Annotated in this window: 16 protein-coding genes; 5 read left to right on the forward strand and 11 right to left on the reverse strand. The window is 66.2% G+C overall.

Annotated features, from left to right (window positions below; translation table 11 throughout):
- Positions 1–27: 27 nt before the first annotated feature.
- From LV28_RS31890 to LV28_RS31920, 6 genes are all read right to left on the reverse strand, one after another.
- On the reverse strand, positions 28–1,398 hold the full coding sequence (locus LV28_RS31890; RefSeq protein WP_023595129.1) for a nucleobase:cation symporter-2 family protein: 1,371 nt from the start codon (positions 1,396–1,398) through the stop codon (positions 28–30).
- 450 nt (positions 1,399–1,848) lie between these two features.
- The gene (locus LV28_RS31895; RefSeq protein ID WP_023595130.1) at positions 1,849–3,351 is read right to left on the reverse strand and encodes an HDOD domain-containing protein; all 1,503 of its coding nucleotides are present in this window, start codon (positions 3,349–3,351) and stop codon (positions 1,849–1,851) included.
- Between the two features lie 18 nt (positions 3,352–3,369).
- On the reverse strand, positions 3,370–5,352 hold the full coding sequence (locus LV28_RS31900; protein WP_155765749.1) for a putative bifunctional diguanylate cyclase/phosphodiesterase: 1,983 nt from the start codon (positions 5,350–5,352) through the stop codon (positions 3,370–3,372).
- A gap of 331 nt (positions 5,353–5,683) precedes the next feature.
- Complete coding sequence (gene cuyB, locus LV28_RS31910; RefSeq protein ID WP_023595132.1) at positions 5,684–6,412, reverse strand: cysteate racemase; 729 nt, start codon at positions 6,410–6,412, stop codon at positions 5,684–5,686.
- A gap of 104 nt (positions 6,413–6,516) precedes the next feature.
- Positions 6,517–7,419, reverse strand: a complete 903-nt coding sequence (locus LV28_RS31915; RefSeq protein ID WP_038618183.1) for a transporter substrate-binding domain-containing protein — start codon at positions 7,417–7,419, stop codon at positions 6,517–6,519.
- A 186-nt stretch (positions 7,420–7,605) separates the two neighbouring features.
- Entirely contained in the window at positions 7,606–8,862 is a 1,257-nt protein-coding gene (locus tag LV28_RS31920) for a D-amino acid dehydrogenase (RefSeq protein ID WP_038621321.1), read from the reverse strand.
- Positions 8,863–9,085: 223 nt separating this feature from the next.
- Here LV28_RS31920 and LV28_RS31925 point away from each other — a divergent pair, with 223 nt between their 5' ends.
- Positions 9,086–10,045: a LysR family transcriptional regulator gene (locus LV28_RS31925; protein ID WP_023595135.1), complete on the forward strand. Its 960-nt coding sequence runs from the start codon at positions 9,086–9,088 to the stop codon at positions 10,043–10,045.
- A gap of 57 nt (positions 10,046–10,102) precedes the next feature.
- Here LV28_RS31925 and LV28_RS31930 read toward each other — a convergent pair whose 3' ends face one another.
- Together LV28_RS31930 and dbpA are read right to left on the reverse strand one after the other, a co-directional pair.
- Positions 10,103–10,714: a hypothetical protein gene (locus tag LV28_RS31930; protein WP_023595136.1), complete on the reverse strand. Its 612-nt coding sequence runs from the start codon at positions 10,712–10,714 to the stop codon at positions 10,103–10,105.
- A gap of 226 nt (positions 10,715–10,940) precedes the next feature.
- Entirely contained in the window at positions 10,941–12,353 is a 1,413-nt protein-coding gene (gene dbpA / locus LV28_RS31935) for an ATP-dependent RNA helicase DbpA (protein ID WP_023595137.1), read from the reverse strand.
- Between the two features lie 159 nt (positions 12,354–12,512).
- Between dbpA and LV28_RS31940 the strand changes: the two genes are divergently transcribed.
- The 3 genes from LV28_RS31940 to LV28_RS31950 all read left to right on the forward strand — a co-directional run bounded on the left by LV28_RS31940 (position 12,513) and on the right by LV28_RS31950 (position 20,079).
- Positions 12,513–17,756, forward strand: a complete 5,244-nt coding sequence (locus LV28_RS31940; protein WP_048806400.1) for an NAD-glutamate dehydrogenase — start codon at positions 12,513–12,515, stop codon at positions 17,754–17,756.
- A gap of 281 nt (positions 17,757–18,037) precedes the next feature.
- Positions 18,038–19,297, forward strand: coding sequence for an MFS transporter (locus LV28_RS31945; protein WP_048806399.1), 1,260 nt, complete (start codon positions 18,038–18,040; stop codon positions 19,295–19,297).
- 317 nt (positions 19,298–19,614) lie between these two features.
- Positions 19,615–20,079 (forward strand): DUF3757 domain-containing protein, encoded by a 465-nt coding sequence (locus LV28_RS31950; protein WP_023595140.1) that lies wholly within the window; start codon positions 19,615–19,617, stop codon positions 20,077–20,079.
- A gap of 15 nt (positions 20,080–20,094) precedes the next feature.
- Here the strand turns inward: LV28_RS31950 and pdxR are convergent, their stop codons facing one another.
- Positions 20,095–21,648 (reverse strand): MocR-like pyridoxine biosynthesis transcription factor PdxR, encoded by a 1,554-nt coding sequence (gene pdxR / locus LV28_RS31955; RefSeq protein WP_023595141.1) that lies wholly within the window; start codon positions 21,646–21,648, stop codon positions 20,095–20,097.
- A 106-nt stretch (positions 21,649–21,754) separates the two neighbouring features.
- On the opposite strand from pdxR, the gene LV28_RS31960 reads away from it, so the two are divergent.
- Positions 21,755–22,480 (forward strand): GNAT family N-acetyltransferase, encoded by a 726-nt coding sequence (locus LV28_RS31960; protein ID WP_038618178.1) that lies wholly within the window; start codon positions 21,755–21,757, stop codon positions 22,478–22,480.
- A 161-nt stretch (positions 22,481–22,641) separates the two neighbouring features.
- On the opposite strand, the gene LV28_RS31965 is transcribed toward LV28_RS31960, so the two are convergent.
- Both LV28_RS31965 and LV28_RS31970 read right to left on the reverse strand, forming a co-directional pair.
- Positions 22,642–23,934, reverse strand: coding sequence for an NCS2 family permease (locus LV28_RS31965; RefSeq protein WP_023595143.1), 1,293 nt, complete (start codon positions 23,932–23,934; stop codon positions 22,642–22,644).
- 91 nt (positions 23,935–24,025) lie between these two features.
- The gene (locus LV28_RS31970; protein ID WP_025250546.1) at positions 24,026–25,066 is read right to left on the reverse strand and encodes a porin; all 1,041 of its coding nucleotides are present in this window, start codon (positions 25,064–25,066) and stop codon (positions 24,026–24,028) included.
- Between the last annotated feature and the right edge of the window lie 84 nt (positions 25,067–25,150).

A 25,150-nucleotide genomic window follows, 5' to 3' on the forward strand; every position in this document is an offset into this window, starting at 1 on the left:
CGTGATGCACGCCTCCGGCACGTCGGTTCAATGGGCGGCGTCGGCTTGCTTGCCCGCCTCCTGAGCGAGTGCACTGGCCTCTTCCTCGCTGCGCAGGCCGTTGAAGTGAGCGTTGAGCAGCACGGCGCTGATCGAGGCGAGCAAAATGCCGCTGTGAAAGAACGGCGCGAACGCGTGCGGCAGCTTCATGAAGAACTTGTCCGACGCCACGGGAATCATCCCCACGCCGATGCTGATGGCGATGATGTAGAGGTTGTAGCGATTCTTCGAAAGATCCACCTTCGAGAGGATCTTGATGCCTGTGGCCGTGACCATGCCGAACATCACGATGCCCGCACCGCCCAGCACGAATTGCGGCACCGATGCCACCACGTGCGCCACCTTCGGAAACAGTCCGAGCACGATCAGGATCAGCCCGCCCGTCGCGCACACCCAGCGGCTTTTCACTCCCGTCACGCCAACGAGCCCGACGTTCTGCGAGAACGACGTGTACGGAAACGTATTGAAGATCCCGCCGATGACCGTGCCCAGTCCGTCGACGCGCAGCCCGCGCACCAGCGTCTTCTGATCGACCGGGCGACCGACGATGTCGCCTACCGCGAGAAACATGCCGGTCGATTCGATGAACGTCACGAGCATGACCAGCGTCATCGTGGCGATGGCGATCGGATCGAAACGCGGCATGCCGAAGTGAAAGGGCATGACGAAGCCGAACCACGGCGCCTCGGACACCCCGGCGAACGACACCTTGCCGAGCACGACCGCCACGATCGTGCCGAACAGAATGCCGAGCAACACGGCAATGTTGGCGAAGAAGCCGCGAACATATTTGGTGATGAACAGGATGCACAGCAGCACCGCGAACGACACGCCGAGGTAAAGCGGATTGCCATAGTCGGGGTTGCCGAAGCCGCCCGCCGCCCAGTTGATGCCCACACCCATGAGCGAGATGCCGATCACCGTAATGACCGTGCCCGTGACAACCGGCGGGAAGAGCCGCAGCAGTTTGCCGATGAAGGGGGCGATGAAGATGCCGATCACGCCTGCCGCGATGGTCGCGCCGTAAATGTCGAGCAGTCCGAGCTCGGGGTTGGTGCCGATCGCGATCATGGGGGTGACGGCCGTAAACGTCACGCCCATCATGATCGGCAGGCGAAGGCCGAAGATCCAGAGGCCGAGCGTCTGTATCAGCGTGGCGATACCGCACGCGAAGAGATCGGCATTGATCAGGAACGCAATCTGATCAACCGACATCTTCAGCGCTCCGCCAATGATCAGCGGCACGGCGACCGCGCCCGCATACATCACCAGCACGTGTTGCAATCCCAGCGTGAACAACTTGGGCAGCGGCAGGCGCTCATCGACCGGGTGCACCGGCACAGCAGCGGATTGCGTCATGTCTTCTCCTGATCCGACGGCATGCGTAGATTTACAAGGCGAAGCCGAGCGTAAATTTTTTACCGGGGGGCAGCGAGTGCAGTCAAAAAAAGGCCGCGCGTGGCGATCATCCCTTCAAGGCCCGCAATCGACGTGCGGGCATGGCGAAAAACTGCGGTATGTCGCCATGGTACGCCTGCCGGCGAGGCAATTGCGCGTCGGGCGCAACGCCTTGCCGGGCGTGGCATGGGGCGTTATGCCTGCGTGCGGATGACACAATCGCGCACGCGACCGACGGCGTTGGAATGGTCCATTCGACAGCGTCCGGGCGCACCGTCGAGTGACTCAATATATCGATTTTGAAATACCAAAGATTGCGTCTGGCGTATGAGGCGGCGCGACACGAACGGCGGGTTCGCCGACGTCCCAAGCGCCTGGGCGCTCGGACGCGCAGACCCCGCGCCAGCAGTCCTAGCGCGTGCCGGTCGTACCGGAGGGCTTGCGCACGAGCGCGTCGCCGGTGTGGCTTCCCGTAGTGGCATTGCGTTGGGCGACGCTGTCGAGCTTGCTGGAGATTTCGTCACCCATGTGGTGCAGAAACTCCATTTCCTTCGCACCGATGCCGCCCGCGCAAAGCGCACCGCCCCAGTCGCCGTAGAGCAGGGCCACGGTCTGGTTACGCTGGCGAATCGGCAACAGGAAGAAAGACTTCACATTGGCGAAGTGCTGCCGGTGCCAGAGCGGGATACGCGCCACGATGCGAGGCTCGCGCGCATTGTCGATCAGGATGGCGCGTCCGTTGGTCAGCGCAAGGTGGAAGACGTCGGGCTCGAACGCTTCGGGGAATGCCAGCCCGAGCAGCGGCTGCACGTCGCGCCCGATGCCGAATCGCATCTCGAAGACCTTGTTGGCCGGCGAACGCACGAAAGCGGCGCAATTCACGAAGCCCAGCGACTGCAGGATCGCCTCGAGCGTCAGGTTGAGCAGGCCCACGGCATCCGTCTCGCCGGTGGCGGCACGTACTTCGGAGAGGCCGTCGGCCAGGCGGCGTGCCGCGTCCAGCGGCTTGCCGGCCGGCGGCTGGCGCGAGTTCGACGCACCGGTGCTGATCGCGATGAATTCCTGATGGCTCGTGTCGCGCGCCATCTCTTCGCCCACCGAGACGACTTCGCCGACGTCCAGCGCCAGACGGTCCGCGTAACGCTCCGCCAGCTCGGCCAGACGCGCCGGGTCGGCGCCGCGCGTGAGCTCGGTCACCATTTCGTTGGACATGTTGGCCACCGCGCACAGCCAGTCGGCGTGCGAGAGCGGCGCATCGCCTTCCAGGTCGATCGGCCGCATGCTGGTCGCGATCGACTCGGGCAACCCCCACTTGCGGGCCGCCGCTTCGGACAGTTCCGGGAACGAGATGGCCAGCACCTGTTCGCAGGCATCGCTGTCGCTGATGCCTTGCTGCTCGGCGAGCCTCTGGATCTCCACCCATTCGTCGGGAAAGCAGTACGTCACCAGCAATCGCGCCACGTGATGCAGCAACGTGCACACGACCGCCTCTTCGCCGTCGCGAATGCCGTTCTTGGACGTGATGTCGCGCGCGAACGCGCCCGCGAGCGTGGCGCGCGCGAGTTCGCGGGCCATGTCGTCGCGGCCCGCCGCGACTTCGCCGAAGCCTTCGAGCAGCTTGAGACTCAGGGCGAGGTGGCCGATCGTATCGACGCCGAGAATCATGATCGCGCGCGAGACCGTCGTCACGTTGCAGCCAAACGGCGCATACATGGCGGAGTTGGCCAGGCGGATCACTTTCTGCGTGAGCGCGAAGTCGGAGAGCACCGACGACGCCAGATCGGCGGTACTCGTGTTCTCGCTTTGCATGGCGGACACAATGCCCGTGACCGAGCGCTGCAGCGACGGAAAGTCGCCGCGCTCGGCCATGCGCTGCCATAACAGTTCGAGCGTTTTTTCTTTGGTCAGACTCATGGTGGCGGGGTTGTCCGGTCAGTGGCCGGCATCCACATGGAGGCGCCCGCTCGCAAAAGCCGCCTCGAGTTCTCCCGCGGGCAGGGCTTTCGACACCAGCCAGCCCTGGATGGAATGGCAGCCGCGATCAATCAGCATCTGCCGTTGTTCTTCCGTCTCGACGCCCTCGGCGATCGCCGACAGTCCGAGCTCGCGTGCCAGTCCGAGGACCGCGGTCACGATCGTACGGTCGTTCGGTGACGTGGGCATGTCTTTCACGAAGCTGCGATCGATCTTGAGCGACGAGAGCGGGAAGCGCTTGAGGTATCCCAGACTCGAATAGCCCGCGCCGAAATCGTCGACGGCAAAGCGCACGCCAAGCGTCTGCAACTCGCGCAGCACCAGATTGGCCTGCTCCGGATCGCGCATGAGCACGCTCTCGGTAATTTCGAGGACCAGCCGGTGGCCTTCCACGCCCGAATCGGCAATCGCCTGCCAGACCAGGCTCGGGAACGAGGGATGGTGAAACTGCTGCGCCGAGACGTTGACCGACATGTAAATCCCGTCGAGCCGGGTGCGATCCCAGCGCGCGAGTTGCATGCAGGCCGCGCGCAAGGCCCAGCCGCCGAGCAAATTGATCAGACCGTTGGCTTCGGCCAGCGGAATGAATTCCGCCGGCGAGACCGGGCCCAGCGCCGGATGCCAGCGCATGAGTGCCTCGACCCCTTTCACGTTCAACGTGATGGGGTCGCAGATCGGTTGGTAATGCAGGCTGAACTCGCCGTTGTGAATCGCCTCGAACATGGCCGATTCCAGCGAGAACGCCTTGCGATGCAGGTCGCCCAGATCGTCCGTGTAGACAAACAACCCGTTGCGGCCGCGATCCTTGGCGCAGTACATGGCGGCGTCGGCGTGCTTGATGAGCAGGCCGGCCGAGTCGCCGTGCTGCGGATAAAACGATACGCCGATGCTCGTGGTCAGGTGCAACAACTGGTCGCCGACCTGGAACGGCTGTTGCACCGCCGAGAGCAACCGCTTCATGATCCCGCCGAGCGCCTGTTCATTGTCGCAGCCCGGCAGCACCAGCACGAACTCGTCGCCGCCCATGCGCGCGGCCATGTCCGTGTCGCGGATCTGCGCGATCAGGCGCTGCCCGGCGTCGCGCAGCAATTGATCGCCCACGTCGTGGCCGAGCGAATCGTTGACCTTCTTGAAACCGTCCAGGTCGAGCAGGGCGACCGCGAAGTTCGGACCGCCCTCGCGCGCATGCTGAATCGCGTCGACGATGCACTGCTGGATGTACTGACGATTGCCCAGACCGGTCACCGCGTCGCGCACGGCCAGATCGGAAAGACGCGCCTCGTTTTCCTTGAAGGCGGTGATGTCTTCGCCATGGACGAGGAACGTCGCGCCCGCGCCGGCAATGCGCGGGGTGTACTGGGCGATGCGCAGGCGCATCCAGACCCGGTCGGTCAGGCCGCGCAGCAGACGAACCGTGCACTGCTGGGGACCGAGCGTCTGGGCGGCGGAGAAGGCGTCTTGCAGCAGCGGCACGTCTTCGATGCCGGTGAGCTCGAAAAGCGTGGCGTGGTCGATATACTCGCGCGAGTATTCGAGCAGGCGCAGGGAAGTCTCGGCAATGAAAAGAAAACGGCCGTCGGCAGCGACATGCGCCGAGAGTCCGCCGGTCAGCTCGACCAGCGCCCGGGACAGCGCCGGGGCCGGCACCGAGACCTGGGTCTCGGCGATGGCCGGCGTCAGGGTCGAAGGTTCGACCAGGGGCACGCCGGCTGGGAGTCGATCTGAACTCATTGTTGTTGTCTGTGCATGCATCACGTCGAGCGCGCTGCTGCTCATGTGCTTCCCCGTTAAGGCAAACGCGCTCATGGCCGGACGTCGGTCCGGCAGGTGTCCGATGGATTGTGGGCCATTATAGCCAAAGACGCCAGCGATTTTGGTGGCCGCAACCCTCGTTTCATGCCGCTTTCCACAGGTTTGGGCTTGTGGGTTTTTTTCTGACAAGGCAAGCCGGTTTTTTCCTGCGTGGACATGGGGCGTCAGACCGATGCCGTGCCGTGGGCCTGGCCGCAAACGCACGTCGGACGGCGCCTTGGGCGCACGCGATCGCCGACGCGCGCCGATGAGCACCGTTCGCGAGCGCCAAGTCGACTCGGGCGCGGGGTGTTTGCGGGCACGGCAATCTCGTGAATTTCGTGCCAGCGGCGCAACATCGCCGCTGGTGGACGAGCCGATGATGCCCGCAATGCACGACGTCGGCAACGCCGCCGACGGAGCGCGGCAGCGCGGTGGCCTGGTGGCCTGGTGGCGGTGGGGTTCCCGCGGGTGAATGCCCCTACGCTGCTACTGGGTTTTCGTGCGCGAGCGACCACGCGATGCACGCACGGGCGAGGGCGGCCGAGGCATCGAGGCCGAAGCGGCCGAGGGGAGTCTCGCAGGTCGCGAGCGCCACCGGAATCTCGGTGCAGCCGAGAATGACACGCTGCGCCCCGGCGGCGAGCAGTTGCTCCATCGCCATGGCAAGCGCTTCGCCGCCGCGACGCACGTCACCGGCCTTGGTGAGGCGGATGCCTTCGTTCACGAGCGCCTGATGGGCGAGCGGTTCGGCCGCCGAGGCAAACCGGTAACCGAGTGCTTCGAGCCGAGGGCGGTAGACATTGGCGTGGTGCGTGCCTTCCGTGGCCATCAGCCCGATGGGCGACCCGGGCGCGACGCAGGAGGACAATTCGCCCGCGACGGCCTCGACCACGTCGAGCACGGGCAGGCGGGTGCGATGTCGCAGGGCGTCGAGCCACGCATGCGCGGTATTGCAGGCAATGGCGATGCAGCCGGCGCCGGATTGCTCGAGCGCGTGCACACCGTCGAGCATGCCGTCGAGCGGGGAGGCGCCGTCGTGCAGCAGGGCTTCGGTGCGGTCGGGGATCTGCGGCACCGAGTAGAGGATGAACGGAATGTGATCCTGATCCCGGCTGGCCGGATGTTGATCGACGATCTTGCGGCAGAGGTCGATACCGGCGGCGGGGCCCATGCCGCCCAGGATACCGAGCGTGGCGTGCGAATTCATGGTGATGACAATCAGGAGGGGGAAGGCTGCGGTCGAACGGGATCGGGCGCCGGGCAGGGCGGCACAGGGGCGCAGGCCCCTGCACGACGCGCCGTCCTTCAGGATCAGTCGTAAGCCTTGGTGATCGGGTCCTTGAACATGGCCTTCATTTCCGCGGTCATCGGATAGTTCATGTTCTGACCCTTCGGCGGCACCGGCTGGGTGAACCACTTGTCGTAGAGCTTGGTCATCTCGCCCGACTTTTCCATGCTGGCGATGGTCGTGTCCACGACCTTGGTGAACGCCGGATCGTCCTTGCGCAACATGCAGGCGTAGTTCTCGAACTGGAGGTTCGGGCCGACGATCTCATAGTTCTTGCCTTCGTCCGCGGACAGCGCGGCGCGCTGACCGTAGAGCAGCGGCTCGTCCATCACGAACGCCACGGCGCGGCCTTGCTTGACCGTCAGGAAGCCGTCGGAGTGTTCCTTCGTCTGAATCAGGTTGAAGCCGATCTCGCCCTTCTTGCCCGACAGAATGCGGTCGGCGGTCGTGCCGGCGGTCGTGGAGATGGTTTTGCCCTTCAGGCTGTTCAGGTCAGTGATACCCGAACCCTTCTTGGCGATCATCTTGATCGAATACAGGAAGATGTTGTGCGAGAAGCCGACCTGCTTGGCGCGCTCGAACGTGTGCGTGGTCGAGCCGCATTCCAGATCGATGGTGCCGTTCTGCATCAGGGCGATACGGTTCTGCGAGGTGATCGGCGTCTCCGTCACCTTCAGGTTCGGCATGTTGAGCTCTTTCTTGACCGCGTCGACGATCTTGAGCGCGATTTCCTGCGAGTAGCCGATGGTCTTGCCGTTGTTGTCCGAATACGAGAACGGAATCGACGACTCGCGCACCCCGAGGGCGATCACGCCGGTGTCCTTGATCTTCTTGAGGGTTCCCGTGAGTTCCTGCGCGCTCGCGGTTTGCGCGAACAGGGCGGCAGCAGCGCTGACGAGCAGCAGGGGAGCAAACAGCTTCTTCATGGTCTCTGTCCTATCGGAAGTGAATGGCACGGTGGTCCGCGCCGTTGGAATGTCAAACCCAAACACACTGATACAACTCGACACGTCTTCCCGCGTTTTCCCCGTGGGAGAGAGGTACCTGACGTCTCACACCCGGCGCTGCCTGCATCGCCGGCCGGGCGGCCTGCTATGGTCGTCGACCAAAAATCACCCGGCCAGCCGGGCAAACCCTGCCAGATCGACAGCGGGGCGCTTGCCGTCGATCGCGTCGGCGATCACGCGCGCGGCGCCCATCGACAACGTGAAACCCAGGCCACCGTGGCCGACGTTCAGCCACAGATTGCCCAGCGTATGCGCGCGCCCCAGAATCGGGCGGCCATGCGGCGTTGCCGGACGCATGCCGGTCCACTCGAGCGGCGCGTCCGCACCGCGCAGCGCGGGGAACAATCCCGCCGACAACGTGCGCAGCGCGTCGATGCGGTGCGCGGCAATGCGATAGTCGTAGCCGACCAGATCGGCAATGCCCGCCACGCGCAGGTGCTCGCCGAGACTGGCATAGACGACCTTGTTGTCCGCATCGGTCACCGACACTTGCGGGCGGGCTTGCGGCGGTGCGCCGCGATACGTCAGGCTGTAGCCCTTGAGCGGATACAGCGACACCGACTCGCCCACGGTGCGCAGCAGCGGCATGGCTGCCAGCCCATTGGCGACCACGCACGCGTCGACCGTCACATCGCCCGAACGGGTGCGGATCGCCCGCACGGTGTTGCCGCGCGCGTCGAAACCGGTGACCTCGCGCTCGTACAGCAGTGCGCCGCGCGAATGTTCGCCGACGAGCCGTGCCAACGCCTGACACAGCAACTGACAATCGCCGGTCCCCTCGCCCGGCGTATGAATGCCGCCGGCCAGCTCGCCCGCGATCCTGGCAAGCGCGGGTTCGAGCTCGGCGCAGGTCGCGGCGTCCACGCGTCGTTGCGCATAGCCCAGCCCGTTGGCCAGTTCGAGCGAGCGCTCCGCGGCAGCGAGCTTGTCCGCGTCGCGATACACCACGAGCTTGCCGCTCAGCCGGTAATCGAACGACACCGATTCGCTCGTCAGGAACTCCAGCATCACCTCGCGGCTGTGCAGCCCGAGCGAGAGCAGGCGCAGCGTGGAGCTGGCGTTGGCCTGGGCATTGCAATGTTTGACGAACTCGATCGACCACCGCCAGAAGTCCGGATCGAACGAGGGTTTGATCCGCAACGGCCCCGTGCGCGAGAACAGCAGCGAGGGCAGTTGCGAGAGCACGCCGGGGGCGGCGAGGGGCGACACGTAGCCGTAGCTCAACTGGCCGCCGTTGGCGAAGCTGGTCCCGAGACCCGGACCCCGTGCGGCGTCGATGACCGTGACCTCGTGGCCTGCGCGAAGCAACTGATACGCGCTGGCGAGGCCGACGACGCCCGCCCCGATGACTCCAATATGCATGACGATGAATGACAACCAAAAACGCAGGGGAATGCAAGGCGGAAAAATATGCCCCGCCGGGGACGGGGGCGCCTCGCGGCGGGCCTTCCGCACCACCTTTGCTACGCAGTGTAGAGCGAGAAAATTCGGTAACCTATGCGGATTTGAGGCAGCATATGTCTTTTGGGTATAGGGTCGGCGGCCTCGCCGATGCGCGCTTCGGGACTGGGGGACGACGTCAGGCATGAAATTGCGGCATATCGAGACGTTTCGCGCGGTGGTGCTGACGGGCTCCGCCAGCGGCGCGGCGCAATTGCTCAACGTATCGCAACCGGTCGTCTCGCGCGTATTGCAGCACGCCGAACAGCAACTCGGCTTCAAGCTGTTCGATCGCGTCAAGGGGCGCCTCGTGCCGACAGCGGAGGCGCGCCGCTTGTACCCCGACGTCGAGCGTATCTTCAGCGACCTCGAGCGTCTTCGCACCACGTCGCGCAATCTGCGTCAGCACGGCATCGGGCATCTGCGCATTGCCGCCACGCCGAGTCTGGCGCACAGCCTTCTTCCCGCGGCCATCGAGCGCATGCGGCGCGCGCACCCCGATGTCGTCTTCGAACTCATCACCCACCACACGACCGAGATGATCACCGCGATTCTCACGTCGTCGGTCGACGTAGGCATCGTGTCCGCGCCGCCGATGGCGGCCGGCATCGTGAGCCGTCCGGTCGCGCAGGGACACATCGTGCTGGCGGTACCGGCCGTGTGGCCGAAGCTCGCGCGGCGCGGCCCGGCGAGCGCCGATGCGCTGGTCGGGCGCGACCTCATCAAGCTGCACGACGACACGCCGCTCGGTGCGCTGATCAACGAGCGTCTGGAGCAGACCGAACTGCTGCAGGATGCGGAGGTCATGGTGCAGACGTACTCGCTCGCGGCGGCGCTCGTCGAGCATGGCCTGGGGTATGCGCTGCTCGATCAGTTCACGGCGGCGAGCGCGAACGGGCAGGCGCAGCGCCTGTATCGCGTGGCGCCCGCCATCGTGTTCCCCGTGGAGATGCTGCGCCCGTCGCACGAACCCGAGTCGGTGCTCGCCGATACGCTGCGGCGTCATCTCGCGGATGTGGCCACGGAGCTCAGCGAGCGGGCCGACGCCCTGTGCGAAGGTCGCGAGATCGTGCTGGCGCCGAACGGCGTCGCCGAGGAAGGCTGAGCCCCTCGGCCGCCGTCGACGTGCATCGCTCTTCAGCGGGTGGCGAAGCGCGCGGCCTCAGCGGCAACTCGGTTCGCTCCTCACTTCCAGGTAGGTAAACGGCTGCGGCTGGAGCTTGTCGGCCAGCGACGGGTAATTGGCTTGCACGAAGCGGCGCGCGCCGGCCATGTCGAACGCCGTGCGCAACCAGAGTTTGCCGTCGTGACTGTCGAGCATGAGCGTGCCCGCGTAGATCACGTCGCCGCGACGCACATTGACGGTCGGCACCTTGCGTCCCTTGCAGTAGCGAAAGCGGTAACTGTTGTCGGCGGGGGTGAATTCCATCGGTCCGAAACGCTCGTTGCGCATGAGCGGCGAGACGCGCATGGCGATGAACCCGCGCGTGGGCGGATTGGCGTTGAGCGTGCGGATAAGCTTTGCGCCGACGATGCCGTTGACCGTTTGCGAGTCATCGGAATAACTCCACGGTCCCCAGGTGCTGCGCAGCGGCGTGTCGAGCCCGACGATCACGAGCGCGTATTCGTCGAGCGTGTCTTCGGTGAGGGCGGGGTTGGGCGGCACGCCCTTGGTGCTGCAGGCGGCGAGCCAGACGGCGCTCAGCGACGCCAGCGCGGCGAGCGCTGCACGCCGCGCGAGAGGCGAAAACAACAGGGTGCGAAACGACCTCATTGCAGCCTCCTTGTCGCGCCTGGCGCTCGGGGACGATTCCAACGGTACGAATGGTACGAATGGTACGAATGGTACGAGTGCTACGAATGGTACGAGTGCTACGAACGGTACGAACGGATTGACCGGATCGACTGAAGCGGCAAGACATCCGGCGGGTACCGTGCGACGGGTCGGTCCGTGCCGGGCAAGGCGCGCACGCCCGAAAACGCCGTCAGGCGCCCGAATCTCAGTCCTGCAGGAATCTTACCTTGACCTTGCGGCCCTTCACACGCCCATCGCTCAGCTTTCGCAACGCCACCGGTGCGATGTCGCGTTCCACGGCAATATACGTGAAGTTGTCGAGCACGTTGATCTTGCCGATCTGCGACGCGGTGAAGCCGGCTTCTCCGGTCAGCGCGCCGAGCACGTCGCCGGGACGGATCTTGTCCTTCTTGCCGCCCAGCATCTGAATCGTCACCATCGGCGGCAGCAGATGGCTGCTGCCCGACGGCGTAAGCTCGTCGAGCTTGTGCCACGGCACCTCATGGCCCAGCGCGGCTTCGATATTGCCCACACGGCCCATCTCGTTCATCGTGACGAGGCTGAAGGCCCAGCCGTCTTCGTCGGCGCGGCCGGTGCGGCCGATGCGGTGCACGTACACCTCGGGGTCGGGCGTCACATCCACGTTGATCACTGCCTCGAGCTGGGCAATATCCAGCCCACGTGCGGCCACGTCGGTCGCCACGAGCACGGAGCAGCTACGGTTGGCGAACTGGATCAATACCTGATCGCGCTCGCGCTGCTCCAGCTCGCCATGCAGCATGAGCGCATGGAAGCCTTCGGCGCGCAGCACGTCGGTGAGATCGCGGCACTGCGCGCGCGTGTTGCAGAACGCAATGGTGCTCACCGGGCGGAAGTGATCGAGCAGGCGACCCACGACGTGCAGGCGCTCGTTATCGTCCACTTCGTAGAAGCGTTGGCGGATCTTGCTCGCGTCATGCTTCTCTTCAAGGCGCACTTCGCGCGGTGCGCGCAGCAGGCGCTGCGCGAGCTTGCCGATGCCTTCCGGATACGTCGCCGAGAAGAGCAGTGTCTGGCGCGAGGCGGGGGTTTGGCGTGCGACCGTGGCGATATCGTCGAAAAAGCCCATGTCGAGCATGCGGTCGGCTTCGTCGAGTACCAGGGTCTTGACGCCGGCGAGCGAGAGCGTGCCGCGCTCCAGGTGGTCCATGATGCGTCCGGGCGTGCCGACGATCACGTGCGCGCCATGCGCGAGACTCTCCGCCTGCGGCCGAATCGGCGTGCCGCCACACAGGGTGAGCACCTTGACGTTGTCTTCCGCCCGCGCGATGCGGCGCACCTCCTGGGCGACCTGCTCGGCGAGCTCGCGGGTCGGGCAGAGCACGGCGGCCTGCACGGCGAAATCGCGGGCGTCGACGCGCTGGAGCAGGCCGAGCGCGAACGCGGCAGTCTTGCCGCTGCCGGTCTTGGCCTGCGCGATGAGGTCGTGGCCGGCGAGCATGTCGGGCAGCGACGCCTGCTGGATGGGCGTCATCGAGACGTAACCGAGCCGTGCGAGGTTCTCCTGCATGGCAGGCGTGAGCGGCAGGCTCGAGAAGGGGGCGCTGTCGTTGCGCGAGTCGGTGGCTTTTGAGTTCATGCGCAATTATACCGGGCAGGGGAACGGGCCGACGCGGGTCCGTCCTGGGGCTCGGGGTTTGCGCCGTTGCCAGTCCGGGGCCGCCGGGCGTAGCATGGCCGTGCCTGGTCGATATCGTCGCATGTTCCGAAGTCTCGTCCATTCCCGCAGAGGTTGCCCATGCCCGCGAATCCGGAAGAGAAGGTCCGCCAGCACATGGCGGAAGTCGTCGCAATGGCGCGCGAGCGCGCGCCCGACGTGGCCGCCCTGTTCGAACCGTTCGTGCGGCATTACTACGGACTGGCCGACGCCGACGACGTCGTCTCGCGCAGTGTCGCCGATCTGTACGGCGCGGCGATGGCCCATTGGCAGCTCGGCCAGAAGTTCGTCAGTGGCGAGCCGCGCATCCGCATCTACAATCCCACGCTCGACCAGCACGGTTGGCATTGCGGCCACACGGTCGTGGAGATCGTCAACGACGACATGCCGTTCCTGGTCGATTCGGTGACGATGGAGATCAACCGTCAGGGGCTCGCCCTGCATTCGGCGTTTCACCCCGTTTATCGGCTTCGGCGCGACGCGTCTGGCAAGCGCCTGGCCGTGGCGCCGGGCGCGGGGCCGGGGCGGGCGGCTTCGGCGGGCGAGAGCACGACGGCCGGCGCGGACAACGAGGGTGCGTCGGGCACGTCGGGCGCGTCGGGCACACTTGGTGGCGCCGGTGCGTTACTGACCCCGGGCGCGGGCGGCGCGGCGTCCGGCAATGGCGCAGGGGCGCATGACGGCAACGGTGCCCCGGCGGACGGCAGCCGTTTCGAATCGTACATCCACATCGAAGTCGATCGGTTCTCCGAGCCCGAGCGTATCCAGGCGCTGGCCGAGGGCCTGCAACGCGCGCTTGGCGACGTGCGCGCCGCCGTGGAAGACTGGCGCGCCATGCAGGCCGCGGCGCAAGCCGCCATCGAATCGCTCGCGCAACGGGCGCAGCACGCGGCTGTGAGCGCGCAGGAGCGTTCCGAGATCGACGAAGCGCAGGCGTTTCTCGACTGGATGCTCGCACGGCATTTCACTTTCCTGGGTTATCGCGATTACGAACTGGTCGTGCGCGACGGCGATCCCTGTTTGCAGGGCGTGGCGGGCACGGGCCTGGGCGTGCTGCGCGAGTCGCGGCGAGATGCCGCCACGCCGGACGTGACCCGTCTGTCGCCCGGCGCCATCGGCATCGTGCAGGCCACCACGCCGATTTTCCTGACCAAGGCGAACTCGCGTGCGAGCGTACATCGCCCGGGCTATCTCGACTACGTCGGTGTAAAGCGTTACGACGCTCATGGAAACGTGTGCGGCGAGCGGCGGTTTCTCGGCCTGTACACCTCCACGGTCTACATGGTGCCGGTCGACGAGATTCCGCTCGTGCGGCGCAAGGTCGCGGAAGTGATCGCGCGCACCGGCTTCTTGCCGAACGGTCATCTGGCCAAGACGCTGGTGACGATCCTCGAGCAGTACCCGCGCGATGAACTGTTCCAGATCGACGTCGATGCACTCACCGACATCGCCTTGGGCATTTTGCGGTTGCAGGAGCGCCAGCGCACGCGGCTGTTCGTGCGGCGCGACTGCTTCGACCGCTACGTGTCGTGCCTCGTGTTCGTGCCACGCGAGAAGTTCAATACCGATCTGCGGGTGCGCGTGCAGAACTTGCTGCTCGCGGCATACCACGGCACGAGCGTGGAGTTCACTCCCCAGCTCTCCGAGTCGATGCTCGCGCGCATTCACATCACGGTGCGCACGCAGCCGGGCAAGGTGCCGGACGTCGACGTGAACGAGTTGGAGGCGCGCATCGTCGAGGCCACGCGCCGCTGGCAGGACGATCTTGCCGACGCCCTGCGCGAGCAACTGGGCGAGGAGCGTGGCACGCGCGCGCTGCGGCGCTACGCGCAGGCCTTTCCCGCGGGATATCGCGAGGACTATGCCGCGCGCGTCGCGGTGCGCGACGTCGAACTGATCGAACCGCTGCTCGTGGCGGCATCGCCCTCGCCCTCGCCCTCTCCCTCGCCCGCCGCGGCGTCGGGCGCCAGGCCGCTGGCCATGCAGCTCTACCGCCCGCTCGAAGCCCCGGCGGGCACGCTGCGCTTCAAGATTTATCAGGCGGGCGAGCCTATCGCGCTCTCGCGCAGCCTGCCCATGCTCGAACACCTCGGCGTGCGGGTGAACGACGAGCGTCCCTATCGCATCGAGCCCGCAGGCGAAGGCGTCGTCTGGATGCACGACTTCGGCATGACGAGCCTCGATGGCGCCGACGTCGACCTGGAACACGCCCGGGCGCGATTCGAAGACGCCTTCGCGCGCATCTGGGCGGGCGACGTGGAGAATGACGATCTGAATCGTCTCGTGCTGCAAGCCGGGCTGACGTGGCGCGAGGTGCGTATCCTGCGTGCGTATGCGAAGTACATCCGGCAAGTCGGCTCGACGTTCAGCAATGCCTACATCGAGAGCGCGCTGACCGGGAATTCGGCGATCGCGGGCATGCTGGTGCGCCTGTTCTTGGCGCGTTTCGATCCGACGCGGGGCGACGACGCGCGTGCATCGCAAGCGCAACAGCTTCGCGGGCAAATCCACGCCGCGCTGGAGGACGTGCCGAATCTCGACGAGGACCGCATCCTGCGCCAGTTCCTCGGCGTGCTGGAAGCGACGTTGCGGACCAACTACTTCCAGACGACCGGCGATGGCCACACGCAGAAGGCCTATCTGTCGTTCAAGTTCGATCCGTCCCGGGTGCCGGGACTGCCCGAACCCAAGCCGATGTTCGAGATCTGGGTCTATTCGCCGCGCGTGGAGGGCGTGCACCTGCGTGGCGGTCGCGTGGCGCGCGGCGGCTTGCGCTGGTCGGATCGCCGGGAAGACTTCCGCACGGAAGTGCTGGGTCTGGTCAAGGCGCAGATGGTGAAGAACACGGTGATCGTGCCCGTGGGTTCCAAAGGCGGTTTCGTGGTCAAGCAACCGCCGCCGGCGGGCGATCGCGACGCCTATCTGGCCGAAGGCGTGGCGTGCTACCAGACGTTCCTGCGCGGGCTGCTCGATCTCACCGACAACTATGTCGACGGCCGACTCGTCCCGCCGAAGCAGACCGTGCGCATCGACGGCGACGACCCGTATCTCGTCGTGGCGGCCGACAAGGGCACGGCGACCTTCTCCGATTACGCCAACGCCATCTCCGCGGAATACGGCTTCTGGCTGGGCGACGCCTTCGCATCGGGCGGCTCGGTCGGGTACGACCACAAGAAGATGGCCATCACCGCGCGCGGGGCCTGGGAGTCGGTGAAGCGGCACTTCAGCGAGATGGGCGTCGACACGCAGACGCAGGACTTCACGGTGGTGGGCATCGGCGACATGTCGGGCGACGTGTTCGGCAACGGCATGCTGCTCTCCCGGCATATCCGGCTGGTGGCCGCGTTCGACCATCGTCATGTGTTTCTCGATCCGGCGCCGGACGCGGCGGCATCGTTTGCGGAGCGAGAGCGCCTGTTCCAGTTGCCGCGCTCGAGCTGGGCCGATTACGACACGCGCCTGATCTCGGAAGGCGGCGGCGTCTTTCCTCGCACGGCCAAGGTCATCCCGATCTCGCCGCAGGTGCGCGGGCTGATCGGCACCGACGCCACGGAAATGGCGCCCAACGACCTGTTGCGTGCGCTGCTCAAGGCGCCTGTCGATCTGCTCTACAACGGTGGCATCGGCACGTACGTGAAGGCGAGCAGCGAGACGCACGCCCAGGTCGGCGATCGTGCCAACGACGGCCTGCGGGTCAACGGGGGCGAGTTGCGCTGCAAGGTCGTGGCCGAAGGCGGCAATCTGGGCCTCACCCAGCTTGGCCGCATCGAGTATGCGCAGCACGGCGGGCGCATCAACACCGATGCCATCGACAACTCGGCGGGCGTCGATTGCTCCGATCACGAAGTCAACATCAAGATTCTGCTGGGGCTTGTCGTCACCGACGGTGAAATGACGCTCAAGCAGCGCAACAGTCTGCTTGCCGAGATGACCGACGAAGTCGGTGCGCTGGTGTTGCGCGACAACTACCTGCAGACACAGGCGTTGTCGCTGGGCAGGTTGCGCGCGCCGCAGTCGCTCGACGACGAGGCGCGCTTCATGCGCTTTCTCGAGCGCGCGCAGCGGCTGGCGCGCGCCATCGAGTTCCTCCCGGACGACGAAGCGCTCGACGCGCGTCGAGCGGCGGGCACGGGGCTCACCTCGCCCGAGCGCGCCGTGCTCATGGCATACAGCAAGATGTGGCTCTACGACGTGCTGCTCGCGAGCGATCTGCCCGACGCCGGGTTCGTGGCCGACGGATTGCCGTCGTACTTCCCCACGCCGCTGGCGAGCCGGTGCGGCGCGGCAATGCAGCGTCACCCGCTCAGGCGCGAGATCCTCGCCACGATGCATGCCAACGCGCTGGTCAACCGCGCGGGCGTGACGTTCGTGCACCGGCTCAGCGAGGAGACCGGGGCCGACCCGGCCGACGTGGTGCGTGCCAGTCTGGCCGCGCGCGGCGCCTACGGGCTCGACGCCCTGTGGCGCGAGATCGACGCGCTCGATGCGCGCGTGTCGCACGAGACACAGGCGTCGTTGTTTGCCGCGGTGTCGCAGTGGCATGAACAGGCGACGTTGTGGTTCCTGCGTCGCCGCCTGAGCGATGTACCGCAAACGGTCGAGCGTTTGCGCGGTGTGCTCGACCCGATGCTGCCCGCGCTCGACGGGCTCGTGAGCGGCGAGGCCGCCGACGCCGCAAGCGCGCGCTGCCGGACCCTGATCGACGCGGGCGTGCCGCCCGAGCTGGCGCGGACGGCCGCGGACATCGACGCCCGTGTGGCACTGCTCGACATTGCCGAGGTGGCCAGCACCTGCGGTCGCGAACCGGCGCTCGCGGCGCAGGTGTACTTCGCGCTCGCCGCGCCGCTGGGTTACGGCTGGCTTCAGTCGGGCGTGCTCGGCTTGCCGGTGCAGACGCACTGGCAACGGCTCGCGCGCGCCACGTTGCTCGAGGAGCTGTCGGTGTTGCGGCGGCGGTTGACGGCGAGTGTGCTGGCGCGCGACGCGGCCGTGGGCGAGGACGTGCGGGCGGCGAGGGCGGCCGAGGGGGCGGAAGGGGCGGAAGGGGAGGAAGGGAAGGAAGGAGCCGAGGGCGCAGACAAGGCGAAACGCGAGGGGAGCCGTGGCGCCGGGCGGGGCGAGGCAAGCGAGGTAAGCGAGGTGAGCGAACTAAGCGAAGCGGCCGATGCGACGCCGGCGGGCCGTCTGGTTGCGCACTGGCAGAAGGCGCATGCCGATGCGCTGGCCCGTTACCACCGCGTGCTGGCCGATCAGGTTGCGGCGGGGAGCGCCGATCTGGCGATGCTCTCGGTGAGCCTCAAGGCGCTTGCCGAAGTCGGGCGCTGAATGGAGCGTTGAATCGCGTGCGGACGCCGGCAGTCACCCCGCGGCGGGCCGATGTGGTGCCCGTCGTGCCCGGCGGCGTCCCGCGAGGGTGTCGTGCGGGCGGGCCCGGCGTCCACGTCGCCCCGCAAAACCGTCGTCAGGTAACTTTTAAGCGTTTACACAAAAGACGCGAAACGGCGTATCATCCGGGAAAACCCTAGGATTGCATCGACCCGTACGAACGCTTGCCCGTCGTACGTCTCGATGCGTCCTGGGGTTTCGTCGATTCCTGATCCCGCGAAATGCCCAACGATACCCGCCCTGCGAACGGACAGTTCGCCACGACGTTGCAGATCGTCTCCACCGTGTTTTTCACGTTCCTCTGCTATCTGACGATCGGCCTGCCGCTCGCCGTGCTGCCGTCGTTCGTGCACGTCGATCTCGCTTACAGTTCCGTGATCGCGGGGCTGGCCATCAGCGTTCAGTATCTCGCGACGCTGCTCTCGCGGCCGTACGCCGGTCGAACGGCCGATGCCTGGGGGCCCAAGCGCACGGTCCTTTGCGGACTGGCCGCATGCGGTGCATCGGGCTTGCTCGTGTCGCTCGGCGGACTCGTCTCCGGTGTGCCCTGGCTGTCCCTGATCACCCTGATTCTCGGGCGCCTCGTGCTGGGCTTCGGCGAGAGCTGGGTGTCGACGGGCGCGATCATGTGGGGCATTGGGCAAGTCGGGCCGTCGCACACCGCACGGGTCATCTCGTGGAACGGCGTGGCGACGTATGGCGCGCTGGCGCTGGGCGCGCCGCTCGGCGTGGCGCTCGACAATGCCTACGGGATCGAGGCGCTCGGCGGTGCGATCGCGCTGGCCGGCGTCGTTGGCCTGGCGCTGGCGCGCCTGAAGCGCGCAACGCCGGTCATTCACGGCGAACGGCTCGCATTCCGCGCGGTGCTCGGTCGCGTGATGCCATTCGGCATGGGGCTTGCGCTGGGTTCGATCGGCTTCGGGGCCATTTCGACGTTCATCACGCTCTACTACGCCAGCCATCACTGGGATCACGCCGCGCTTGCCCTGACGGCGTTCGGTCTTTGCTTCATGGGGGTGCGCCTGCTCTTTGGCAACAGCATCGGCCGTTTCGGCGGGTATCGCGTTGCGATGACTTCGTTCGCGCTCGAAGCCTTTGGCCTCATCGTGCTGGGGATTGCGCCCACGGGCTTCACCGCGCTGCTCGGTGCGGCGCTGGCCGGCGCGGGCTTCTCGCTCGTGTTTCCGTCGCTGGGGGTCGCGGCCGTCAATCGTGTGCCGGCGCAGAATCGCGGCGCGGCATTGGGCGCGTATTCCGTTTTCCTCGACGTGGCACTGGGCGTTACCGGTCCGGTGGCCGGCCTGATCGTTGGCGCGTACGGATACGCGCAGGTCTACCTTTGCGCGGCCATTGCGGCCATCGCGGCGGTGTTGCTCACGCTGTGGATGTCGCGCAACGTCGCGGCGAGCGAGGCGCACGACGCCGAGCCGGCGGGCCATCGGCCAGCCCGTGCCGCAACCTCTTCGGCCGCGTCTTCCTGACGACCGTCCGCGCGCCGCGACTTCCCCGGTCGCGACGTCGCTTGCCAGCGGCCACGTGCGCCGTACCCCCGGTGCGCGGCCTTTGGGCGCGACGCATCGCCACGCCAATGCAATCTCCCAAAGCACCTTAACGCTGCCGCGATCCCGACACGCGCGGCTCTTTTTCTGAAGTCTCTCCGCACGCACGCGCCTTAAATCGAATTCGCTGTACGAAGTCAACGGACGTACAACCGCCTCGATCGGCGTAGTGCAGCGCAGTGCGTACGACGTGCGCGTCGTTGGCGTCGCGTCGGCATTCAATGCTTCGGGAGATGACGATGGAACACCGTGAACTGGTTTGGGCCGCCTTGCTGGCGGCGTTGATGGTCGTGGCGACGCCGTCGCATGCCGGCGTCCAGGTCGGCGTGCAGCGTTGTCCGTCGATGGAGGATATCGGCGGCAAGGGGGAGGAATTCACACAGCCGTTGCTGGAAGCCGAGGGGGAGTGGCGCGCCGCGCCACTGGCCAAAGGCGCGCGCGGGCGCGTCGTGAGCTTCGTCAACGCGTTGGCGATTGGCGAGGGCGACGAAGTCCGCCTTCAGAAGTGCGTCTACAAGCTCGACGTCAGCGGCGAACTCGATGTGCTCTACGAGCCTGTGTCAAAGGACCGCGCCGTGAGGCTGCCGTCGGGGCCGACGAGTTGGACGCAAACGTCGTTCGCCGGTCTGACGGTGTTTGTTTGCGAGGCGGCGAAACCGGAGCGCTGCGTGTTCGCGCCGGCGGCGCGTCCCCGGAGCGACTGACGGTATTGACCTTACCTAAGCGGCTTGCGACGCCACGATCGCCGCAAGTCGTTTGATGAGGCCGGGGATGCGGGCGGCGTCCGTGTCTCCGTAGCCGATCACCAGCCCGTTGTCCGCCGGTTGTGGATCGAGCGCAAAGCTCGACAGCGCCCGCGGGCCGATCCCTTCGCGCTGCGCCGCCGCCACGATGGCCTTGTCGGGGAACGCCGGGTCCAGACGCACCGTGAGGTGCAGCCCGCAGCGCTCGCCGATCACCGCATAGCTCGGTCCGAAGTGTGCCGAGAGCGCGTCGCGCAATGCGCTCTGACGCTCCCGGTACAGTCGTCGCATGCGACCCAGGTGACGCGCGAACTGGCCGCTGCGAATGAAGTCCGCGAGCGCGAGCTGTTCGAAGCGATGGCCGCCGCGCAGCAATTCGTCGAGGGCATCGCGGGCTTGCGCGAGCAAGGACGGCGGGAGGATCAGGAAGCCCAGGCGCAGCGCCGGGAACATCGTCTTGCTGAATGTGCCCACGTACACCACGGGAGCGTCGGGCACCATCCCCTGCATGGCCGCGATCGGTTCGCCCTGGTGACGGAATTCGCTGTCGTAGTCGTCTTCGAGAATCCAGGCGCCATGGCGGCGCGCCTGCGCGATCAGGTCGAGCCGTCGCGCTGCCGAGAGCACACTGCCGAGCGGGTATTGGTGCGACGGCGTGACGTACACGAGCCGCGGCGGCATGCGTTCCCACCATCCATCGGGAATCACGATGCCTTCGTCATCCACCCGCAGCGCGTGCAGGCGCACGTCGCTCGAATGAAAGGCGGCCTTGGCGCCGCGATAGCCGGGATCTTCCATCCAGACGGCGTCGCCCGGATCGGTGAGCAGGCGTACACAAAGGATCAGCGCCTCGTGGGCGCCTTCGGTGATGACGACCTGCGAGGCGTCGCAGCGCACGCCGCGCGAGATGCGCAGGTGGCCCGCGATGGCCTCGCGCAGGGCGGGCTCGCCCAGAGGGTCGCCGTAGTGATAGAGGCGCGGCGGCGCCTCGCGCATGACTCGCTCGAGCGTGCGCCGCCACGTACTGGCCGGAAAACGCGTCAGCGCCGGCACGCCCGGGGTGAAGGGGAGCGGTGACTCGCCGGCGCGCGCGGCATGACGTGTGGCCGGCAGGCGTTGCAGGCGGCGCGAGGCCAGTGGCGGTGCTTCCGAATCGGACGGCGGCAACGGTGCGACGGTCCTCTGCCTGGCCGCCTCGGCGGCTTCTGCCGCGATTTGCGGATCGATGGACAGGTGCGCCACACGCGTACCGAGCCGGTGCGGCACGATGAAACCTTCCGCAGCGAGCTGGTCGTAGACGATCGACACCGTATTTCGGGAAACGGACAAATCTTCAGCGAGCGTGCGCGAGGCAGGCAGCCGCGCACCGGCCGGCAGGCGCCCCTCGAGAATGGCGTGTTTGAGCCGTGAGAGCAGTTGCTTTTGCAGCGAGGTGCCGCGCCCGGCACCGACGCTCAACGGACTGTCGAAGAGCGCGGCGACGTTTTCGGGAACGGGTTCGTGCAAGGGCGCAGCCGCTTTGGGATTCATGTGGCACCAAGAGATTGTTCGCGAGTGGTGCTTTTCATCGTACCACTGAACCGATACTTTTGACGTCAGAGACAGCGATGACCCATCCATCTCCAGTGAGGAAGCGATGACCGAAGCGCCGAACTTCAACGAATTCGATCAACCCATCGGGCCGCCGATGCCGGATTGGACGCCGCGCGCGTTGCCGCCGCGCACCCCGATCAGCGGGCGCTACTGCCGGCTCGAGCCGATCGACGTCGAGCGTCACGCAAAGGACTTGTACGAGGCCTACGCGAGCGCTCCGGATACCCGAGACTGGACGTACATGACCACGGGGCCGTTTCCGGACTTCGACACCTATTACGCGCATGCGACCCGACAGGCGGTGTCGACCGATCCCTTGCACCACGCAGTGATCGACCTGGCGACGGGCAAGGCCGTGGGCACGCTGTCGCTCATGCGCATCGATCCGGCCAATGGCGTGGTCGAAGTGGGGCACGTGGCGTATTCGCCATTGCTCAAACGTACACGGGCGGGGACCGAGGCGCAGTATCTGCTGATGCGCCGTGCGTTCGACGAACTGGGTTACCGGCGGTACGAATGGAAGTGCGATTCGCTCAATGCACCGTCGCGCCGAGCGGCGGCGCGTTACGGCTTCACGTTCGAGGGCATCTTCCGACAGGCGACGGTATACAAGGGCCGCAGCCGCGATACGGCCTGGTTTGCCATGACCGACGGGGAATGGCCTGCCATCAGCCGCGGCTTCGAGCAGTGGCTCTCGCCGGAGAACTTCGATGCCGAGGGCCGGCAGCGCGCGGGACTCGCCGCGTTGATCGCCGCGGCGCGGGTGTAGACGCGGGCATTACCGCAGGTATTGCTGCTGGCACGACCGCAAGCCGACAGGCGCGTTCAGGCGCGCTGGCGAAAACAAACGGCCCGCCGGAGTCATCCGGCGGGCCGTTGGCTTTGACGCGTCAGCTGGATGCCGACGCAATCTCGGACAAATCTTAGCGATCAGCCCGGGAAGAACACGTACTTCAGCACGAACAGCACGGCGATGACCCAGGCGGCCGGATGGACTTCCCTGGCACGCCCGGTGAACAACTTGAGCACGGCGTACGAGATGAAGCCGAAGGCCAGACCCGTGGCGATGGAGTACGTGAACGGCATGGCCAGCGCCGTGAGGGCGGCAGGCGTCGCTTCGGTGACGTCGTCCCATTCCACGTCGAGCAGTTCGCGCAGCATCAGGCCGGCCACGTACAGCAGCGCCGGGGCGGCGGCATAGGCGGGCACGGAGCCGGCCAGCGGCGCGATGAACAGCGCGAGGATGAACAGGACGGCGATCGTGAGCGCGGTAAGGCCGGTGCGGCCGCCGGCCTGCACGCCCGAGGCGCTTTCCACGTACGCGGTGGTGCTGCTCGTGCCCAGCAGGGAACCGATGAAGATGGCGATCGAGTCGGCGAACAATGCACGTCCGAGTCCCTTGTAGTGCGTACCTTCGAGCAGGCCGGCGCGCTTGGCCACGCCCATCAGCGTGCCGGTCGCGTCGAACACTTCCACCAGCACGAAGGCCAGGATCACATGCACGAAGCCGGCGTGCAGCGCGCCCGGAATATCGAGTTGGAGGAACGTCGGGGCAAGGCTCGGCGGCATGGCGAAAACGCCCTGGAACTGGTTCAGGCCCAGGACCATCGACAGCACCGTGACCACCAGAATCCCGATCAGGATCGCGCCACGCACGCGCAAGGCGTCGAGCACGGCGATCAGGAAGAAGCCGAAGATGGCGAGCAGGGCCTGCGGCGAGTGGAGGTCGCCCAGACCGATCTTCGTTGCCGGATTGGCCACGACGACGCCGGCGTTACCGAGGGCGATGATGGCGAGAAAGAGGCCGATACCGGCGGCGATGGCGCATCGCAGCGACTTGGGTACCCCGGCAATGAGCCAGGAGCGAATGCCGGTGACCGTCAGAATGATGAACAGGCAGCCGGAGATGAACACCGCGCCGAGCGCCTGTTGCCACGTGTAGCCCATGGCGCCCACGACCGTGAAGGCGAAGAACGCATTGAGCCCCATGCCCGGGGCCATGCCGATGGGATAGTTGGCCACGAAAGCCATGACCACCGAGCCGATCGCGGCGGCCAGGCACGTCGCGACGAACACGGCGCTCTTGTCCATCCCGGTCGTGCCCAGGATGTTCGGGTTGACGAAAATGATGTACGACATCGTGAGGAAGGTCGTGAGACCCGCCACGATTTCCGTGCGTACATTGGAGCCATGCTCCTCGAGCTTGAAGAATTTGGTCAGCAACGTGCTCTCCTTGTGACTTTGTTATGCCGTTGTCCGTGTGCAGCGGGGGCGCGCGCATTGTACTGCGGGCGCGTCCGTGCAAACGAGTTTGTCAGAACTTCATGCGCATGCCCACCCCGAAAGTATTCCCGGCGTCGAGCCCCGAGACCTTGTCGTTCAGGTAGGCCGCGTACAGGTCCGTACGCTTGGAGAGGTCGTAATCGTAGCCGAGCGCCCAGGTGTTACGACTGCTGGTGTTGGCGCCCGAATTCTTCGTGTAGGCGTAGGAAGCCATCACGCGGCCGCCGCCGAGCGGCACCGAAACCCCGAGCTGACCGCCGTTGGAGGTGAGGTTACCGCCCGTGATCGTGTTCTTGATGTACTGATACTGGCCGAACAGCTTCACCACCCGGAAGTCGTACGTCATGCCGGCCTGCAACGCCTGCTGATTGCGAAAGCCCGCGATGCCTGCCATGTCGTCGGGCGTCGTATCGAACTTCACTTGCTGGTAGGCGAGCGTGGCGGCGAACGGACCATGAAAATACATGGCGGCGGCGCTCCACTTGTTCTGGCCCGTCTCGCCGGCCTTGTTGCCGAAGGCGTACGAGACGCTGGCGCCCAGGCCCTTGTAATCCGGCGTGGCGTACATCACCGCATTGCTCCATCCCGAGTCGCCCACGATGCCCTGGCCCGCGAGGCCGAGGAACGTGTGATACACCATCGGGCTGAAGGTATACGAGTCGACGAACGGATTGAAAAGAATCGTCGAGACGAAATAGGACGTCGTCAGACGCCCCATGGTGATCGTGCCGAGGGTATTCGATTGAAGGCCGACGTAAGCGTTGCGCGAGAAGAAACTGTCGCCCGTGAATCGGCCATAAGTACCGCGTTGCGGCAGGAAGAAGTCTTCCAGCGTGAAGATCGCCTTCAGACCGTCGCCGAGATCTTCCGAGCCCTTCATCCCCCAGTACGATGTCGACATGCCCCCGCCGCCCTGCGTCCACGCGCGCTCGCCGCCGGGGGCCTTGGCCGCGCCGACCCAGGCGTCGACCTGACCGTAAAGCGATACGTTCGATTGTGCGTGAGCGACGCCCGCCGCGCCGCAGACCGCGAGGGCGAGCGCGCCCCGCAGCCAACCTGCTGCCTTGCTCATGAATGTGTCTCCGTCTCGTTATGATTTATGCGTGCCTCTGGACTTCCGTTCGTCACCGACGAGTGCAAGGGGCCGCCTGAGTCA

This window comes from Pandoraea pnomenusa, from assembly GCF_000767615.3.
In the GTDB taxonomy this organism is placed as follows: Bacteria; Pseudomonadota; Gammaproteobacteria; order Burkholderiales; family Burkholderiaceae; genus Pandoraea; species Pandoraea pnomenusa.